Source organism: Streptomyces sp. NPDC029836 (genome assembly GCF_055574495.1).
The window spans coordinates 287,963-305,760 of the sequence record NZ_JBVHZI010000008.1 but is presented as its reverse complement, the minus strand read 5'-3'; the positions used below and the strand labels follow the sequence as shown (position 1 = coordinate 305,760).

Sequence of the window (17,798 nt, the reverse complement as noted above, 5' to 3'; positions counted from 1 at the left end):
GAGTCAGTGACCATCCGCACGGTTCGCACCGGCTCCCTTCCCCCGCCGGCTCGTCCCGCCACTCCCCCAGGAGGCCTAGGTGTCCGTTCTTCTCGAGCAGCCCGCAAGCCTGGTCGCCTACCGCCCGAACAAGCCGACCGCCATGGTCGTCGTGGCCGACCCGCGCGTCCGCTCCACCGTGACCCGTCACCTGTGGGCGCTCGGAGTCCGTGACGTCATCGAGGCGTCGTCCATCGCGGAGGCCCGCCCCCGCGTCGGCAGCCCGCGCGACATCTGCGTGGCCGACGTGCACCTGCCCGACGGTTCCGGTCTCACCCTGCTCTCCGAGACCCGGGCCGCCGGTTGGCCGAACGGCCTGGCCCTGTCCGCCGCCGACGACATCGGCGCCGTGCGCAACGCCCTCGCGGGCGGCGTGAAGGGCTACGTCGTCACCGGTACGCGCACCAACATCGGGCTCCCCACCAGGCCCGGCGCCGCCCCCATCGGTGCCGCCGCCGCCCGTATGCACCGCCGCCCCCCGGGTGCCCCGAGCCACCCGGGCGGCTACCGCGAGCTCTCCGGCCGCGAGGTCGAGGTCCTGCGCCTCGTCGCGGAGGGCCAGTCCAACAAGGCCATCGGCGTCTCGATGGGCCTGTCCGCCCTGACCGTCAAGTCCCACCTCGCCCGGATCGCCCGCAAGCTGGGCACCGGCGACCGGGCCGGGATGGTCGCCGTCGCCCTGCGGACCGGGATCATCCACTAGGACCCGGAGATCGTCCGCTCTTCCCCCCCGCGCCCGTCGCCGGAACGTTCCGGCGACGGGCGCGTCACATCCACGGATACCCTTGACCGGTGACCGACGCCCAAGAGACCGCAGCAGACCTGCGCACCACCACCGGGGGCGGCCCCCCGGACGACACGGTTTCGTCCGATGGGCAGCCGATCCCCTTGCTGGAGCCCCGCGAGGGCATCCCGCCGGTCGTGGCCGACGCCGACGCCCTCGCCCGGGTGGTCGCGGCCTTCGCGGCCGGGACCGGGCCCGTGGCGGTCGACGCCGAACGCGCCTCCGGCTACCGCTACGGGCAGCGCGCCTACCTGGTGCAACTGCGCCGCGAGGGGGCCGGCTCCGCGCTGATCGACCCGGTGGGCTGCCCGGACCTCTCCGCCCTGGGCGAGGCCCTCAACGGCACCGAGTGGATCCTGCACGCCGCCACCCAGGACCTGCCGTGCCTGCGCGAAATAGGCATGACGCCCACCTCCCTGTTCGACACCGAACTCGCGGGCCGGCTCGCCGGGTTCCCCCGGGTCGGACTCGGCGCCATGGTCGAGAGCGTTCTCGGCTACGTGCTGGAGAAGGGCCACTCCGCCGTCGACTGGTCCACCCGACCGCTCCCCGAGCCCTGGCTGCGCTACGCCGCCCTGGACGTGGAACTGCTGGTGGACCTGCGGGACGCGCTGGAGAAGGAGCTCGACCGACAGGGCAAGCTGGAGTGGGCCCACCAGGAGTTCGACGCCATCGCCTCCGCCCCGCCCGCGCCGCCGCGCAAGGACCCGTGGCGCCGCACCTCGGGGATGCACAAGGTGCGCCGGCGCCGGCAGATGGCCGTCGTACGGGAGCTGTGGGAGTCCCGCGACAAGATCGCCCAGCGTCGGGACGTGTCGCCCGGCAAGGTGCTGGGTGACGCGGCGATCGTCGAGGCCGCCCTGGCCCTGCCGGCGAACGTGCACGCGCTGTCGGCCCTGCCCGGGTACGGGCAGCGGATGGGTCGGCGTCAGCTGGACCAGTGGATGGCGGCCGTGGACCGGGCGAAGGCCCTGCCCGAGAACGAGCTGCCGCAGCCCGGGGCCAGTACGGCGGGCCCGCCGCCGCCGCGTTCCTGGGCGGACAAGGACCCGGCCGCCGCGGCCCGGCTGTCGGCCGCCCGTACGGCCGTGTCCGCGCTCGCCGAGGGGCTGAACCTGCCCCAGGAGAACCTGATCACCCCGGACACCGTGCGCCGGCTGTGCTGGGAGCCGCCGCAGCGGCTGGACGCCGGCACGGTGACCGAGGCCCTCGCGGCCCACGGCGCCCGACCCTGGCAGATCGAGCAGGTCGGCGCAGCCCTCGCCACGGCCCTCGCGGCGACCGACTGAGCCCGTTCCCCCAAAAGAGCCCCCGGCCGTCGGCCGGGGGCTTTTTTGTTACGCGTCCATGACACCCCAGCCCTTTTGAACACGCTCAACAATCGCTAGTTTCTTGAACATGATCAAAACGGGGAGCCCGAACGACACCGGGTACGCGGCGTGGGTCGAGGAGTTCGAGGCCGAGGGGGAGCGCCGCGCGGCGCTGGGGGACCCCGATTGGGGACCGGGGGCACGGTTGCCCGCCGCGATCGTCCGCAGCGTCCAGAAGTTCCAGGTGGGCGAGGACGGCGACGGCTCCGCGCTGACCGGCAAGGCGGACCGGGCGGGCGACGGCGTGTACGCCGCGGCGGTGCGGCTGTTCGTCGCCGAGGAGCAGAACCACGCGCGGATGCTGGCCCTGCTGCTGACGGCCGGCGGCGCGGGAACGCTGGAGGGGCACTGGAGCGACGCCGCGTTCGTGCGGCTGCGCCGACTGATGGGGCTCAAGCAGGAGCTGCTGGTGCTGATGGTGGCCGAGGTGGTGTCGCTGCGTTACTACCGGGCCCTGCGCGACGGCAGCCCGGACCCGTTGGCCGCGGAGGTGGCGCGCCGGCTGCTGGCGGACGAGGAGCGGCACGTCCCCTTCCACTGCCGGCGACTGAACGAGGGCCTGGCGCCGCTCCCCCGGCCCGCGCGGCGGGCGGTGACCGCGGGCTGGCGGGCGCTGCTCGCGGGGGCGGCCGTCGTGGTGGCCGTCGACCACGGCCCGGCGCTGCGCGCGCTGGGCGTGGGGCGTCGTACGTTCGTCGCGGACGTGCTGCGCTCCTCGGCGGTCATGGCCTCGGCGATGGCCGACGGGCCCGTGACGGAGCCGGTGGCGGGGCGCCCGGCGGTGTGACCTTCGCCGCTCCTCGGGGAGGGGGTGTGCACATTGGTTACCCACAAGTAGCATGGGCCGGGTGAGCGGGCGCTCAGGACCACGTCCCGGGACGCCCCCGCGCAGCAGTGCACACCCGCACCTGGAGGAGAGCCAACGTGCCTCGTACCGTCAGGGACGTCGTCTTCGTCGACGGCGTCCGCACCCCGTTCGGCAAGGCGGGCCCGAAGGGCATCTACCACGAGACCCGCGCCGACGACCTCGTCGTGAAGGCGATCCGGGAGCTGCTGCGCCGCAACCCGGACCTGGACCCCAAGAAGATCGACGAGGTCGCCATCGCCGCGACCACGCAGATCGGCGACCAGGGCCTCACGCTGGGCCGTACGGCCGGCATCCTCGCGGGCCTCCCGCAGTCCGTACCGGGCTACTCCATCGACCGCATGTGCGCCGGCGCGCTGACCGCCGTGACCGCCGTCGCGGGCGGTGTCGCCTTCGGTGCCTACGACGTCGCCCTCGCCGGCGGTGTCGAGCACATGGGCCGTCACCCCATGGGCGAGGGCGTGGACCCCAACCCGCGCTTCGTCTCCGAGAAGCTGGTCGACGAGTCCGCCCTGTTCATGGGCATGACCGCCGAGAACCTGCACGACCGGTACCCGACGATCACCAAGCTCCGCGCCGACGAGTACGCCGTGCGCTCGCAGGAGAAGGCCGCCAAGGCGTACGCCGACGGCAAGATCCAGCAGGACCTGGTCCCGATCTCGGTCCGCAACACCAACGAGGCGGTCGGTGAGACGGGCTGGGGCCTGGTCACCACCGACGAGCCGATGCGCCCGGGCACCACGCTGGAGAACCTGGCCGGCCTGAAGACCCCGTTCCGTACGCACGGTCGGGTCACCGCGGGCAACGCCGCCGGGCTCAACGACGGCGCCACCGCCGCGATCATCGCCTCCGAGGACTTCGCCCGGGAGAACAACCTCCCGGTCAAGATGCGCCTGGTCTCGTACTCCTTCGCGGGCGTCGAGCCGGAGGTCATGGGCTACGGCCCGATCCCGGCCACCGAGAAGGCCCTGGCCCAGGCCGGGCTGACGATCGAGGACATCGGCCTGTTCGAGGTCAACGAGGCCTTCGCCGTGCAGGTGCTGGCCTTCCTGGAGCACTACGGCATCGCCGATGACGACGCCCGCGTGAACCAGTACGGCGGCGCGATCGCGTTCGGTCACCCGCTGGCCTCCTCCGGCGTCCGCCTGATGACGCAGCTGGCCCGCCAGTTCGAGGAGCAGCCGCACGTCCGCTACGGCCTGACCACCATGTGCGTCGGCTTCGGCATGGGCGCCACGGTCATCTGGGAGAACCCGAACTTCAACGCCGAGGGAGACTCCAAGTGAGCACCACCGCTGAGCTCCTGAAGGGCGCGGCCGAGCTGTTCCCGGACGAGGTCGTCACGTCCGCGCACGTCCGTCACCTGGACCTGCCGTTCGGCGCCGGGCGCTTCGCGCTCGTCACGCTGGACAACGGCTTCGACCACACCAAGCCGACCACCTTCGGTCCGCAGTCCCTCGCCAACCTGAACGCGGCGATCGACCAGGTCGAGCAGGAGGCCCTCGCGGGCTCCATCGTCGGCGCGGGCATCACCGGCAAGCCGTTCATCTTCGCGGTCGGCGCCGACCTCAAGGGCGTCGAGTTGCTGAAGAAGCACGACGAGGCGCTCGCCATCGGCAAGGGCGGCCACGACGTCTTCAAGCGTCTGGCGGCCCTCGCGGTCCCGACCTTCGCCTACTACAACGGCGCGGCGATGGGCGGCGGCGTCGAGGTCGGTCTGCACTGCACCTACCGCACCGTCTCCAAGGCCATCCCGGCGTTCTCGCTGCCCGAGGTCTTCCTCGGTCTGGTTCCGGGCTGGGGCGGCTGCGCCCTGCTGCCGAACCTGATCGGCGCGGAGCGCGCGGTCTCGGTCATCATCGAGAACTCGCTGAACCAGAACCGTCAGCTCAAGGGCAAGCAGGTCTTCGAGCTCGGCATCGCCGACGCGCTCTTCGAGGGCGCGGACTTCCTGGAGCAGTCGCTCCTGTGGACCGCGAACGTCCTGAACGGCACCACCGAGGTCGTCCGCGCGGACATCGACCGCGGCGAGGCCTGGGACGCGGCCGTCGCCAAGGGCCGCTTCATCGCGGACTCCAAGGTGCACGGCGCCGCTCCGGCCGCCTACCGCGCGCTGGACATCATCGCCGCGGCCAAGGACGGCGACCTCCAGGCCGGCTTCGACGCCGAGGACACCGCGCTGGCGGACCTCATCATGGGCGGCGAGCTGCGCTCGGGCATCTACGCCTTCAACCTGGTCCAGAAGCGCGCCAAGCGCCCGGCCGGCGCCCCGGACAAGTCGCTGGCCCGTCCGGTCACCAAGGTCGGCGTCGTCGGCGCGGGTCTGATGGCCTCGCAGCTGGCGCTGCTGTTCCTGCGCCGTCTGGAGGTGCCGGTGGTCCTCACCGACATCGACCAGGAGCGCGTGGACAAGGGCGTGGGCTACGTCCGCGCCGAGATCGAGAAGCTGCTCGGCAAGGGCCGCATCAACCAGGACAAGGCGAACCGCCTGACCGCCCTGGTCAGCGGTGTGCTGGACAAGGCCGAGGGCTTCGCGGACGCGGACTTCATCATCGAGGCCGTGTTCGAGGAGATGTCCGTCAAGCAGAAGGTGTTCGCGGAGGTCGAGGCGGTCGCCCCGGCGCACGCGATCCTCGCCACCAACACCTCCTCGCTGTCGGTCTCCGAGATGGCCTCCAAGCTCCAGCACCCGGAGCGCGTGGTCGGTTTCCACTTCTTCAACCCGGTCGCGATCCTCCCGCTGCTGGAGATCGTCCGCGGTGAGCAGACCGACGACGCCTCGCTGGCCACGGCCTTCGGTGTCGCCAGGAAGCTGAAGAAGACCGCGGTGCTGACGAAGGACGCCCCGGCGTTCGTCGTGAACCGCATCCTGACCCGCTTCATGGGCGAGATCCAGAACGTCATCGACGAGGGCACCCCGGTGGTCACCGCCGAGAAGGCCATCGAGCCGCTCGGCCTGCCGATGTCCCCGCTGGTGCTGCTGGAGCTCGTGGGCCCGGCGATCGGTCTGCACGTCTCCGAGACCCTGAACCGCGCCTTCCCGGAGCGCTTCACCGTCTCCCCGAACCTGGCGGCCGTGGTCAAGGCCGGCAAGCGCGGCTTCTACGTCTACGATTCCGGCAAGCCGGAGCTGGACCCCGAGGTCGCCGCCCTCCTGGTGCAGGGCGACTCCGTCCTGACGGAGGAGCAGGTCCGCGACCGCGTCCTGGACGCGGTGGCGCAGGAGATCGGTCTGATGCTGGAGGAAGGTGTCGTGGCCGAGGCCCAGGACATCGACCTCTGCCTCATCACCGGCGCCGGCTGGCCCTTCCACCTGGGTGGCGTCACGCCGTACCTGGACCGTGAGGGCGTCTCGGAGCGGGTGAACGGCAAGAAGTTCCTCGCCCCGGGCGTGGCGAGCGTTCCCGCGTAACACCCGTACGCGCAGGAAGGGGCCCGTCCGCACCTCGTGCGGACGGGCCCCTTCGCGTGCGCGCCTCGTGGACGGGTCCCGTGCGGTGCCCGCCCTACTTGCGGCCGGGGCGGCCGTTCTTGACGAGGCGCCGGGCGGCCGGTGAATCGGGGTTGATGCCGAGCGCCCTGCGGGCGGCATCGCGGCGCAGTTCGTCACCGGGCTTGCCGAGTTTCGCGGCGGTCTCCGAGATCCGCAGCCACACCAGCGCGCGCCCGCTGCCGGCCGAGATGTCCACGGCCCGCTTCAGGCGCCGCACGGCCTGGTCGGTCTCCTTGCGGCGGATGTGGGCCTGGGCCATGCCGATGAGCAGGTCGAGGTTCTCGTGCTCGGCGAGCAGCCGGGCGCCGACCTCCAGCACGCCCCGGTCGTCCTTCGCCTCGACGAGCGAGGCGAAGCCGCTGAGCGTGATGTCGGTGAAGGGCACGTCGTCCGGCTCGCTGCGGTCCCGGCTGCCGCGGAGGGTCCAGCCCTTGCCCTTGCGCCACTTCCAGGTGCGGGGCCCGGGCAGGTCCAGCCGGGTCCGGGTGCGTTCGTTGAAGTGCATGGACAGCTCGGGGCGGCCCTCCCACTGGTCGACGGCCGCGGCGACGTACTCCTCGGCCACCGGACGCAGGAAGGCGTACCGCTTGGGTTGCATGCAGTAGCCCACGGCCTGGACGTACGGGGTGACCTCCGCCCGGATGTGCCCGATGTCCAGCACCCGGTCGCTCGGATGGCCGGTGGGCGCCTCCAGGTCGGGCAGCAGGGCGTGGGTGAGGGTGGCGGGGATGCGGTTGCTGTTGGCGTACGGGCGCATCCTGCGGATGACCTCCAGCGCGCCGATCTGCGCGACGGGGATCCCGTAGAGCGCGCGGGCGGTGAACAGGCCGGTGGAGAAGCAGCCGATGACCTGGCGCGGGGCGAGGTACTCGAAGACCGTCTCGGCGAGGACGGGCACGTCCAGGACGAGGAAGGCGACCCCGGCCTCCCGGGCGGCGACGCCGAGGGTGTCGGCGAGGCTGGAGGGGGCGCTGGGGTGCGGTTTGAACACGACCGAGGTGAAGCCGAGCCGCAGCGCGTTGTGGAACATCCGCAGGTGCAGGTCCTCCTCTTCCTCCTCGGTGAGGATGCCGAGCGGGGAGAGGTACTGGCCGAGGAGGACGGCGGTGTCGGGGCCGTTGCGGGCGAGCTGTGGCGGGATCACCCGGTCGAGGATGGCCCGGCACTCGTCGGTGACCTCCGCCATCAGCTTGAGGACGGCCCCGGTGTGCACCGGTTGGGAGGGGATGCCGTACTCGGTGAGGAGCATGGGCAGCAGGGTGGGGACCAGGTCCAGGTAGAGGACCTGACCGATCCGGCCGTGGATCGCCCGGGGGAGGTCGTTGCGGGTGGGGCCGTAGCTCATGACGCCGTCGGCGTACACGGCGAGCGTGGCGTCCGAGAAGATCTTGCAGAGCGTCTGGGCGGGTTTGACCTGGATCGATTCGACGACGAGTTCCAGGGGACCGGGTCGGATGCCCATCTTCTCCGCCATGACGGTGCGCCAGAGCGGGGCGTCCTCGTCGCGCGGGGCCCACAGCGCCGGGTGGAAGGGGTAGATCAGGTCGTTCCAGTAGACGACGCGGTGGAAGCGCGCGAGGACGGCGGCGGCGCCCGGCATGTGGTGCAGGGGCGTCGCGACCTCGGGGATCTCGACGTTGTTGCACACCAGCAGGACGCGTTCGCGGTCGTCCCGGCCGAGCTGACCGGCGTCGATGGCGGCGGCCACCGTCATGGCGCCGTAGAGGGTGGAGGCGGCGAATACGCGGGTCATCGGGCGGCGGCGCCCTGGTGTCGGGCCATCAGCGCCCTGAGCTTGTTCACGCGTCCGGAGTCCATTCCCGCCAGCGTGCCCTCGACGACGTCCTGGGGCAGCTCCCACAGGATCCCGGCGCCGCGTTCCCGCAGCAGTTGGCGGGTGGCCTCCTCGTAGGACTCGGCGCGGTCCAGGTGAATGACGATGAGCGCGCACAGGGTGCGCATCGCCTTGAACGACAGTTCATATCCGCGCGGGTGGTGGGCCAGCTCCTGGAAAATCAACCGGAAGGCGGGGAGGAAGTCGAGCTGGCGTTCGTCCGGGGCCTTGGTGAGGGAAGTCGACACGTCGCGGCGGTAGAAGATGCCGTGGAGGTCGACGACGCCGAATGACTCGGTCCGCAGGTGCAGCTTGTAGAACCAGGGCCGGTCCTCGGCGGTGCGCAGGCTCTCGTCGAAGTGGAGCGCGTCGACGTCGAGGAGGCGCCGGCGGTCGTAGATGCCCGCCCAGGACTGGGGGTAGTCCATGAAGGTGGAGGCGTCCACGGGGCCTATCCAGTCCACGGGATTCAGCGGAAGGGCCCGGGGGGCGAGCGGCGCCATGACTATCTTGCGCTTCCTCCCGTACACCCGGACGTGGCCGGTGCGCAGGAAGTCGACTCCCGACTGGCTCATCCAGCCAACCAGTTGGGCGAGGTAACCGGGCGCGTACCAGTCGTCACCGTCGAGGAAGGTGAAGAACCGGCCGCGGGCGGCCGTGAGGCCGATGTTCCGGGTGGCCGATATTCCCAGGTTCCGCTGATTGCTGATCAGTACCGCACCGGGAATGCGCGGCACCATCTCGCGCAGGATCTCGGACGTCCCGTCGGTGGAACCGTCGTCCACGACGATGAACTCGAAATCCTCCCGGGCATTCAACACCAAGGATTTGAGCGCCGTCCGGCAATAATCCCGGACATCACACATCGCGACGATCACCGAAAGGGTCACCATCGGAGGCACTCACCTTCTCCCCATTTTCCACACACGACTCCGGGAGGGCTCCCGCGCGGGCCGTCCGCACGACCCTCCAGTCTACGTTCGCGTAACAGGTCGCCATCATGACAGAACCACGCGGAAGCCCCGTACGGGCACCTCGGTGTGACGTACAACTCCCGCGGCCACCGAAGCCCATTCGTGACATGTAGGGCTCGGATCAGCATGTAAGGTCTAACGGACCCCTCGGCAATCCGCCTGTGTCCGCGCCCAGCTGCGGCTATCCCGACGGCAGTTGGGCCCCGACCGACCGACCAGGAATCACCAGTGCGCATCCACGTGCTCGCAGACTCCGACACCCGCTGGAAATGGGGCGCGGGTCTGGCGGTGGGACTGGCACCCGGCAGCGCGGTCCACGCCCACATGGTGCGTGGCCGCAGCACCCCGACGGCCCGACAGCTCACGGAAGTCGGCATCTCCCCCGCCTCCCTCACCGAGGTCACCCTCGCGAGCTTCGCCGCGGCCCCGGAACTCGACGAGGCGGACCTGGTCATCCTGGGCACCGTCGGCGGCGCCACGCACGCCGCCCTGCACGCACTGGCCCGGCGCTTCCGCACCGCCCGGCGCCGGCCGATCGTGATGACCGGTTACGTCGGCGTCGTCTACGAGAAGATGGCCGACGGGCTGCTCCTGCGCGCGGGCGCCGACATCGTCCTCGCCAACAGCCCTTTCGACCGGCGCCGGTTCGCGGAGATCTACGAGCCCCTGGGAATTCCCGCCTCCTGCATCGTCCAGACCGCGCTCCCCTTTCTCGACCAGCGGCCCTACGACGCGAACCGGACGCACGCCCGGCACCCCTATACGGTCTGCTTCGCCGTCCAACCCTCGGTACCCGCGGACCGAAATGGCCGCCTCTATCTGCTGCGTCGGGCGATATCCCACGCACGACTGCGCCCGGGCCGCGACGTGCTCGTCAAACTCCGCAGCAAACCGGGTGAGGCGACCACCCATGTGGAAGCCCACCACTACCAGGTCCTGGCGGAACAACTCGAAGAACCGCTGCCCCCGAATCTGCATTTCGTGTACGGCAACATGTCGGAAACCCTGGACCGTACGGACCTGTTGGTCACCGTCAGTTCCACCGCCGCCCTCGAATCCATGCACCGGGGCATGCCGACCGCCATATTGAGCGATCTCGGCGTGCGCGAGATACACGGCAACCACTATTTCGTCGCTTCCGGCTGCGTCACCGACTGGTCGGCGATAGACGAGGGCGCGGCCCCGCTCGCCCGCGAATCCTGGACGACCGACCAGGGAATCCGTCCCCTCGATCCGTACGGGGAACTCCGCACCCGTATCGACGAACTGTGGGGCGTTCCGCTGCCGCCCATCACCCCGTACTACACGGCCGCGAGCGCCCCGGAATACGTCGGTACGCTGCTGCGCCGCAGGGGCCTCGACCCGGACGGTTCCCCCGGCGCGGGAACCCCGACGCGCACCGCCGGCCCGATGCGGCGCACCTCCCGCCGGATGTTGAAGGGCGCCTACCGGTTCGGGGTCCAGCGGGTGGCGCCGAAGATGCAGCAGTGGGGCGGCGTATGAGCGGGCCCCACCGGGCGCCGCGCCCGGACGCGGAGCCCGCACCGACGCCCGTACCGATGGCCGTACCGAAGGCCGTACCGAAGGCTGTACCGACAGCCGATCCGGCGGTCGCACCGATCGCCGTGGAGCAGGGGGAGAACCCGTGAACGTCACCGCCGTCATACCCGCCCGGGGCGGCTCCAAGGGCATCCCCGGCAAGAACGTCGCCGAGGTCGGGGGCGTGCCCCTGGTCGCCCGGGCCGTGCTGGCCTGCCGCGGCGCCGCGCACGTGACCCGGGTCGTGGTCTCCACCGACGACGCGGCCATCGCCGCCGCCGCCCGCGAGGCCGGCGCCGAGGTCGTCGAGCGCCCCGCCGCGCTGGGCTCCGACCTGGCCTCCAGCGAGTCCGCGCTGCTGCACGCCCTGGACCGGCTGGAGGAGCGGTACCCGGAACCCGTCGGGGTCCTGGTCCTCGTCCAGTGCACCAGCCCGTTCGTCACCGCCGAGGAGGTCGACGCGACCGTCCTGGCCGTCCTGCGCGACGGGGCCGACTCCGCGTTCACCGCCGTCCCGTTCCACGGGTTCCTGTGGGGCACCGAAGGCCCCGCCGCCGGCTCCCCCACCGGCCCCGGCCACCGCGCGCACGGCGTCAACCACGACAGCTCCGTACGCCTGCGCCGCCAGGACCGCACCCCCGAGTACCTGGAGTCGGGCGCCGTCTACGCGATGCGTGCCGACGGCTTCCGCCGGCACGGCCACCGCTTCTTCGGCCGGACCCAGCTCGTCCCCACGGCCCCGGAGCGGGCCATCGAGATCGACGAACCCGGCGACCTCGCCCGGGCCCGGGCCCTCGTCCCCCTGCTCGACGCGCCCGAGGGCGCACCCCGGGTACCGGCTCCGCCGGTACCCCCGCAGCACATCGGAAAGGAAATCTGAACAGTGGTACACAGCAGCCGCATCCGCCGGATCGGGAACAAGGAGGTCGGCGCGGGCCGGCCCACCTACGTGATCGGCGAGATCGGGATCAACCACAACGGCGAGCTCGCCAACGCCCTGGCGCTCGTCGACGCGGCCGCCGACGCGGGCTGTGACGCGGTGAAGTTCCAAAAGCGCACCCCCGAGATGTGCACCCCGCGCGACCAGTGGGACATCGAACGGGACACCCCCTGGGGCCGGATGACGTACATCGACTACCGCCACCGCGTCGAGTTCGGCGAGGACGAGTACCGCGCCATCGACGCGCACTGCGCCGAGCGCGGCATCGACTGGTTCGCCTCCCCGTGGGACACCGAGGCCGTGGCCTTCCTGGAGAAGTTCGACGTCCCCGCCCACAAGGTGGCCTCCGCGTCCCTGACCGACGACGAGCTGCTCCTCGCCCTGCGCGCCACGGGCAGGACGATCATCCTGTCCACCGGCATGTCCACGCCCCGCCAGATCCGGCACGCCGTGGAGGTGCTGGGCAGCGAGAACATCGTGCTGCTGCACGCCACCTCGACGTACCCGGCCCGCGCCGAGGAGTTGAACCTGCGGGTCATCCAGAGCCTGGAGGCGGCGTACCCGAACGTCCCCGTGGGCTACTCCGGGCACGAGACCGGACTCCAGACCACCGTCGCCGCCGTCGCCATGGGTGCCTGCGCCGTCGAGCGGCACATCACCCTGGACCGCGCGATGTGGGGCTCGGACCAGGCCGCCTCCGTCGAACCCGGCGGCCTCACCCGCCTCGTGCGGGACATCCGCACCATCGAGACCGCCCTCGGCGACGGCGTGAAGCGGGTCTACGACTCCGAGCTCGCGCCGATGAAGAAGCTCCGCCGCGTCCAGGGCGCCCTCGCCGACGAGGGCGTGACGGCCTCGGCATGAGAGGCACCCTCGCCCTGGTGGAGAGCCCGGCTCAACTACTGAACGTCCTGGAGTGGGCCCACGTCCACCCGGGCGAGGCAGCGTCCCTCACCGTCGCCGTCCTCCAGCCGACGGACCCGCGCTCGCGCGCGCAGGTCCGCCTGCTGTGCCGGTACGCCTCGCGGACGGGGGTGGTGTGGCGGCGCTACGAGGTGCGCGCCGGGTACCTGGAGCGGGCCCAGGAGCTGGTGCGCCTGGGCCGGGCGGTCGCGGCCGCCGAACGCCTGGTGATCGGCGACCTGTTCTCCCGTACGATCCAGCTCCTGCTGCCGCGTTCCAAGGCCCGTGAGGTGGTCCTCGTGGACGACGGCACGGCCACCACGGAGCTGGTCGGCCTGCTGGCCTCCGGGCAGCAGCTGACGCGTTGGCACCAGGGCGAGGTCAGGCCCTCCGCGAAGGCGGGCCCGGTCAACCGCTGGCTGGCCCGCGCGGGCCTGGACCGCGCCACCTTCTTCACCTGCATGCCGGTGGTGGCGCCGCCGGGCACCGAGGTCCGGGCCAACACGTACGCGTGGAGCCGGGAGACCTTCGGGCCGGTGCGGGCGCGTCCCGGGTCCGACCTCGCGGGCAGCTCCCTCGTGGAGACCGGCGTCATCGACGAGGACCGGTACGTCGAGGCGGTCGGCTGGATCGCGGAGAGCCGCCGCGCCGCCCGGTACCTGGCGCACCGCAGGGAGAGCCGGCAAAAACTGGACCGGATCGCCGACGCCACCGCGATGGAGATCGTGCAGCCCGAACTCCCGCTGGAATTGCACGCGTTGACCCAACCCATCGGGCTGTCCGTGCTGACCTTCGCGTCCACCGTCGCCTACACCCTGCCCCTCGTGCTCGCCGGTTCGCCGGTGCGGGTGGAGCTGTGCGAGCTGGACGACGCCTGGATCACCCCGGACACCCCGGCGCGTTCGGTGGACTTCCTGCGCAGGATCTCCGCCCAGGCCGTGCACCGCCACGGGCTGACGAGGATCCCGCCGCGGGGGCGCTGCCGGCGCCCGTCAGAACCGTTGCCAGCGTCCCAGTGAGAGCGCGGAGCGGTCCTTCTGCCGGTTGACGAGCAGTTCGCCGCGGGCACTGAGCGAGGCGACGACGATCCTGCCGCGGGCGTCGACGGCGAGGGCCGGGGACTCCAGCCCCTCCTCCCCGATCTCCGTCCACCAGAGCCCGGCGGCCTCGTGCTCGGTGGGATAGGCGGCCAGGGCGGTGCGGCCGCCCACCGTGCGCAGCGCCAGCACCGTGCAGTCGTGCCCGTCGACCGCACCGCGCGTCGCGGCGACGGCGCCGCAGGCGGGACCGCCGCCGAGGAAGTGCGCGCCGGCGCCCTCCCGGTGGGCGAACACCCCGCTGCCGTCGGCCGCGTGCCAGAAGTGGGTGACGCGCCCGGGGGCCGTCTCCAGGACGACCGACGATCCGTCCCGGGCCAGGAACGGCAGGTCCTCGGCCCGGTCCACGGGGCCGCCCGGAGCGCTCCGGGTCCAGCGGGAGATGCCCTTCTCGCCGGGGGCCGAGAGCTCGACCCGGCCGTCGGCGGTGGAGCCGGCGCTGATCCCCTCGAAGGCCTTGCTGCCGTGCAGGTCCTGCCAGTCGCCCCAGTCGCCCTTCGCGCCCTGGCACTTCAGGTGGATCCCGCGGCCCGCGTTGCGCACGAAGACGTGGGCCGCGCCCCGGGCGTCGACGGCGACGACAGGAGGTCCGCCCCGGTGGGACATCTCCGGCCTCCGGTAGAGGGTGCCGAGGTCCTGCCACGGCCCGAGCGGCCGGCCGCTCTGGTACTGCACCGCGTGGTGGTAGGTGACGGTGACGGCCTCGCCGTTCGGTGAGCGGCGCCGGCGCCGACCCACGAAGTGGGCGTACCCGTCGGGGCCCTGGCCCACCGCGAGGTCGGTCAGCTCCGGTACGGGGAACAGGTCGGGGCCGCTCCAGTCGGGGCCGCCGGGCGTCCGCTCGGTCCAGCGCAGCAAGCCGCCCTCGGTGCGGGCGTAGGCGGTGAGGCGTCCGTCCCGGCCCGCGAGCAGCCACCGCCCGGTCAGGGGGCCCAGGGCCACCGAGTCCCAGGCGACGGCGGGGGTCGGCGCCGGTCCGGAGGCGGGTGCGCGGGCGGTGCCCGGTCGGGGGGTGTCGGGAGCGGAGGTGCGCGCCTTGCGCCTGGATCGCGTCGCCATGGCCCGCCCGCAACCCCTTACCCATCGCCATTCGAACAAATTGAGGATACCCCGGGGCCCTTGCGGCCCGTTCGTGCGCTTATCTTGTAGCCCGCCGCATCACCCGCCGCATCACCCGCTCCTGCAGCCGCGGCATCCCCCCGCACCCCCGTTCGGAAGGCCGGTCCCCGGGCATGACTTCAGACAGCACCGCCACGACGACGCTCCCGGAGGGCTCGCCGGCGCCCGGGCGCGCGTCGCGCCCGCCCCGTTCGCGCGGCCGCCGGATCCGGCGGGTGCTGGCCTGGGGCGCGGCCGTGGTGGTCCTCGGCGCGGCCGGCACCGGCTGGTGGGTGTACAGCCACTTGAACGGCAACATCGACAGCGTCGACCTGAACCAGGCGATCGGCGCCGACAACCGGCCGCCGAAGGTGGTGCGCAACGCGCAGAACGTCCTCGTGCTCGGCTCCGACTCGCGGGCCGGCGCCAACGGCGACCTCGACCGCGGCGACGTCAGCGGCGCCCGCTCCGACACCGCGATGCTGGTGCACATACCCGAGGGCCGGGCCAGGGCCACCGCGGTGAGCATCCCCCGCGACACCCTGATCTCCCGGCCCGAGTGCAAGGACAAGGACGGCAAGGCCGTCTCCGCCGCCAACCGGGTCATGTTCAACTCCGTCTACACGCTGGCCGGTCCGGCGTGCGTGGTCAAGACCGTCGAGCAGATGTCCGGGATCCGCGTGGACCACTTCGTGGAGGTGGACTTCGCCGGCTTCAAGGGCTTGGTGGACGCCCTCGGCGGGGTCACCGTCACCCTCGACCAGCCGATGACCGGCGCGAAGGGCGGACTCAAGCTCGACGCGGGCACGCACCGGCTGAACGGCACGGACTCGTTGAAGTTCGTCCGGACCCGCTACGGCTACGGCGACGGCAGCGACCTCGGACGCATAGGCCTCCAGCAGCAGTTCATGCTGGCCATGCTCTCCGAGATCAAGAAGCAGGACGCCCTCGGCAACCCGGCGCGCCTCTACAAGCTCGCGGACGCCGGCACCAAGTCGCTGACCACCGACTCCGACCTGGCCTCGCTCACCGCGCTCTCCGACTTCGCGCAGAGCATGAAGGGCGTGGACCCGGCGACGATGGAGACCATCATGCTGCCGGTGGCCTACGACAAGGTGGACCGCAACCGGGTGGTCGTCGCCGAGCCGCAGGCCACCCAACTGTGGGACGCGCTGCGCAGCGACCAGAAGGTGCCCGCGGCGGCGAAGGACTCCCCCGCGAAGGGCGGCGGCCCGGCCGCCAAGTCCCCGGCGCCCAAGCCGTCGTCCTCTTCGTAGCCGCCGGGCCCGCGGCGGTCGTGCGGGTCGTCCCCGTCGTCCCTAACGGTCCGTGCGCGGGCCCACCTCGCCGCGACCGAGGCGACTGTGGGACCGGCCGTACAGGAAGTAGACGACGACGCCGACGGCCATCCAGATCCCGAACCGGATCCAGGTCTCGGCCGGCAGGTTGAGCATCAGCCACAGCGACGCCGCGATCGACACGATCGGGACGAACGGCACCCACGGGGTGCGGAAGGCCCGGTGCAGGTCGGGGCGGGTCCGCCGCATGATGATCACGCCGAGGGCGACGATCACGAAGGCGAACAGGGTGCCGATGTTCACGAGTTCCGCGAGCTTCTCCAGGCTGGTGAAGCCGGCGAGGACCGCGATGAGCACGCCGAGGAGCATCGTCGCCCGGTAGGGCGTGCGGTACTTGGGGTGGGTGACCGAGAAGAACCGGGGCAGCAGTCCGTCACGGCTCATCGCGAAGAACACGCGGGTCTGCCCGAGGAGCAGGATCATGCAGACGGTGATCAGGCCGACGGACGCCCCGAGACTGATGGCGCCGGCGAAGAACGGTTGGTTCACCGATTTGAACGCCTCGGCCAGTGGCGCCGTCGGCGACATCTCCGAGTACTTCTGCATGCCGGTGACCACCAGCGTCACCGCGACGTAGAGCACCGTGCAGATGATCAGCGAGCCGAGGATGCCGCGCGGCATGTCCCGTTGGGGGTTCTTGGTCTCCTCGGCCGCAGTGGCCACGACGTCGAAGCCGATGAAGGCGAAGAAGATCAGCGAGGCGGCGGTGAAGATGCCCATCACGCCGAAGTTCGTGGGCGCGTACCCGAAGAGCAGTTGGACCAGTGGCGCGTGGATGCCGCCGCCCGCCTCCTGCGCCTGGGCCGGCGGGATGAACGGGGAGTAGTTGTCGGCCTTGATGAAGAACAGGCCGGCGACGATGACCAGCAGCACCACGGTGACCTTGATGGCGACCACGATGGCGGTGATCCGGGCCGACAGCTTCGTCCCGATGACCAGGACCGCGGTCAGCGCCAGGATCAGCAGGAACGCCAGCAGGTCGAAGGTGCCCCCGGCGTCCGGGCCGGCCAGCGCGCTCGGCAACTCCCAGCCGAGGTTGGTCTCCAGGAGGTGGCGTACGTACCCGGACCAACCGACGGCCACGACCGCGGTGCCCAGCGCGAACTCCAGCACCAGGTCCCAGCCGATGATCCAGGCGGGCAGCTCGCCGATGGAGGCGTACGCGAACGTGTAGGCCGAGCCGGCCACCGGCACGGTCGATGCGAACTCCGCGTAGCACAGGGCCGCGAGGGCGCAGACGATGCCCGCCGCCACGAAGGCGAGGGCGGTGGCCGGTCCGGCGTTGTTCCGGGCGGCGATGCCCGTGAGGACGAAGATGCCGGTGCCGATGATGACGCCGACGCCGAAGACCGTCAGGTCCCAGGCCGAGAGCGATTTGCGGAGCGCGTGTTCGGGCTCCTCCGTGTCACGGATCGACTGCTCGACCGATTTGGTGCGGAAAGGACTGTTCAGATCCGTACTCACCGACGCACCTCCGAAAGGTGGCGTACGCAGCACGCGGACG

Annotated in this window: 14 protein-coding genes; 10 read left to right on the top strand and 4 right to left on the bottom strand. The window is 71.6% G+C overall.

Annotated features, from left to right (window positions below):
• Positions 1-79: 79 nt before the first annotated feature.
• The 5 genes from ACZ4XJ_RS23985 (at position 80) to ACZ4XJ_RS23965 (ending at position 6,470) form a co-directional block, all read left to right on the top strand.
• Positions 80-742, top strand: a complete 663-nt coding sequence (locus ACZ4XJ_RS23985; RefSeq protein ID WP_007267191.1) for a helix-turn-helix transcriptional regulator — start codon at positions 80-82, stop codon at positions 740-742.
• Between the two features lie 89 nt (positions 743-831).
• Positions 832-2,112: a ribonuclease D gene (locus ACZ4XJ_RS23980; protein ID WP_362882329.1), complete on the top strand. Its 1,281-nt coding sequence runs from the start codon at positions 832-834 to the stop codon at positions 2,110-2,112.
• 109 nt (positions 2,113-2,221) lie between these two features.
• Positions 2,222-2,980: a ferritin-like domain-containing protein gene (locus ACZ4XJ_RS23975; protein WP_468497278.1), complete on the top strand. Its 759-nt coding sequence runs from the start codon at positions 2,222-2,224 to the stop codon at positions 2,978-2,980.
• 137 nt (positions 2,981-3,117) lie between these two features.
• Entirely contained in the window at positions 3,118-4,344 is a 1,227-nt protein-coding gene (locus tag ACZ4XJ_RS23970; RefSeq protein WP_362882326.1) for a thiolase family protein, read from the top strand.
• A complete protein-coding gene (locus ACZ4XJ_RS23965) occupies positions 4,341-6,470 on the top strand; it encodes a 3-hydroxyacyl-CoA dehydrogenase NAD-binding domain-containing protein (protein WP_362882324.1) in 2,130 nt (709 codons plus the stop codon). Before ACZ4XJ_RS23970 ends, ACZ4XJ_RS23965 begins: the two co-directional genes overlap by 4 nt.
• Before the next feature lie 94 nt (positions 6,471-6,564).
• Here ACZ4XJ_RS23965 and ACZ4XJ_RS23960 read toward each other — a convergent pair whose 3' ends face one another.
• Positions 6,565-8,304, bottom strand: coding sequence for a polysialyltransferase family glycosyltransferase (locus ACZ4XJ_RS23960; protein ID WP_468497277.1), 1,740 nt, complete (start codon positions 8,302-8,304; stop codon positions 6,565-6,567).
• Positions 8,301-9,278, bottom strand: a complete 978-nt coding sequence (locus tag ACZ4XJ_RS23955; RefSeq protein WP_468497276.1) for a glycosyltransferase family 2 protein — start codon at positions 9,276-9,278, stop codon at positions 8,301-8,303. Before ACZ4XJ_RS23955 ends, ACZ4XJ_RS23960 begins: the two co-directional genes overlap by 4 nt.
• Positions 9,279-9,587: 309 nt before the next feature.
• On the opposite strand from ACZ4XJ_RS23955, the gene ACZ4XJ_RS23950 reads away from it, so the two are divergent.
• The 4 genes from ACZ4XJ_RS23950 (at position 9,588) to ACZ4XJ_RS23935 (ending at position 13,760) form a co-directional block, all read left to right on the top strand.
• Positions 9,588-10,862 (top strand): DUF6716 putative glycosyltransferase, encoded by a 1,275-nt coding sequence (locus tag ACZ4XJ_RS23950; RefSeq protein WP_468497275.1) that lies wholly within the window; start codon positions 9,588-9,590, stop codon positions 10,860-10,862.
• A gap of 142 nt (positions 10,863-11,004) precedes the next feature.
• Positions 11,005-11,778, top strand: a complete 774-nt coding sequence (locus tag ACZ4XJ_RS23945; protein ID WP_362882317.1) for an acylneuraminate cytidylyltransferase family protein — start codon at positions 11,005-11,007, stop codon at positions 11,776-11,778.
• A 3-nt stretch (positions 11,779-11,781) separates the two neighbouring features.
• Positions 11,782-12,702, top strand: coding sequence for an N-acetylneuraminate synthase family protein (locus ACZ4XJ_RS23940; RefSeq protein ID WP_468497274.1), 921 nt, complete (start codon positions 11,782-11,784; stop codon positions 12,700-12,702).
• A complete protein-coding gene (locus tag ACZ4XJ_RS23935; RefSeq protein WP_468497273.1) occupies positions 12,699-13,760 on the top strand; it encodes a hypothetical protein in 1,062 nt (353 codons plus the stop codon). The genes ACZ4XJ_RS23940 and ACZ4XJ_RS23935 overlap by 4 nt, the downstream gene beginning before the upstream one ends.
• Here ACZ4XJ_RS23935 and ACZ4XJ_RS23930 read toward each other — a convergent pair.
• Positions 13,734-14,897, bottom strand: coding sequence for a PLL family lectin (locus ACZ4XJ_RS23930; protein ID WP_468497272.1), 1,164 nt, complete (start codon positions 14,895-14,897; stop codon positions 13,734-13,736). The two genes, ACZ4XJ_RS23935 and ACZ4XJ_RS23930, sit on opposite strands and share 27 nt — an antisense overlap.
• A gap of 173 nt (positions 14,898-15,070) precedes the next feature.
• On the opposite strand from ACZ4XJ_RS23930, the gene ACZ4XJ_RS23925 reads away from it, so the two are divergent.
• Positions 15,071-16,213, top strand: coding sequence for an LCP family protein (locus ACZ4XJ_RS23925; protein ID WP_383994816.1), 1,143 nt, complete (start codon positions 15,071-15,073; stop codon positions 16,211-16,213).
• 42 nt (positions 16,214-16,255) lie between these two features.
• On the opposite strand, the gene ACZ4XJ_RS23920 is transcribed toward ACZ4XJ_RS23925, so the two are convergent.
• Positions 16,256-17,758: an amino acid permease gene (locus ACZ4XJ_RS23920; protein WP_362882310.1), complete on the bottom strand. Its 1,503-nt coding sequence runs from the start codon at positions 17,756-17,758 to the stop codon at positions 16,256-16,258.
• Positions 17,759-17,798: the final 40 nt, after the last annotated feature.

Bases quoted from the DNA above. Each gene is read 5' to 3' on its own strand.
- ACZ4XJ_RS23975 (WP_468497278.1), top strand. From the start codon at position 2,222: ATGATCAAAACGGGGAGCCCGAACGACACCGGGTACGCGGCGTGGGTC.
- ACZ4XJ_RS23960 (WP_468497277.1), bottom strand. From the start codon at position 8,304: ATGACCCGCGTATTCGCCGCCTCCACCCTCTACGGCGCCATGACGGTG.
- ACZ4XJ_RS23955 (WP_468497276.1), bottom strand. From the start codon at position 9,278: ATGGTGACCCTTTCGGTGATCGTCGCGATGTGTGATGTCCGGGATTAT.
- ACZ4XJ_RS23935 (WP_468497273.1), top strand. From the start codon at position 12,699: ATGAGAGGCACCCTCGCCCTGGTGGAGAGCCCGGCTCAACTACTGAAC.
- ACZ4XJ_RS23930 (WP_468497272.1), bottom strand. From the start codon at position 14,897: ATGGCGACGCGATCCAGGCGCAAGGCGCGCACCTCCGCTCCCGACACC.
- ACZ4XJ_RS23925 (WP_383994816.1), top strand. From the start codon at position 15,071: ATGACTTCAGACAGCACCGCCACGACGACGCTCCCGGAGGGCTCGCCG.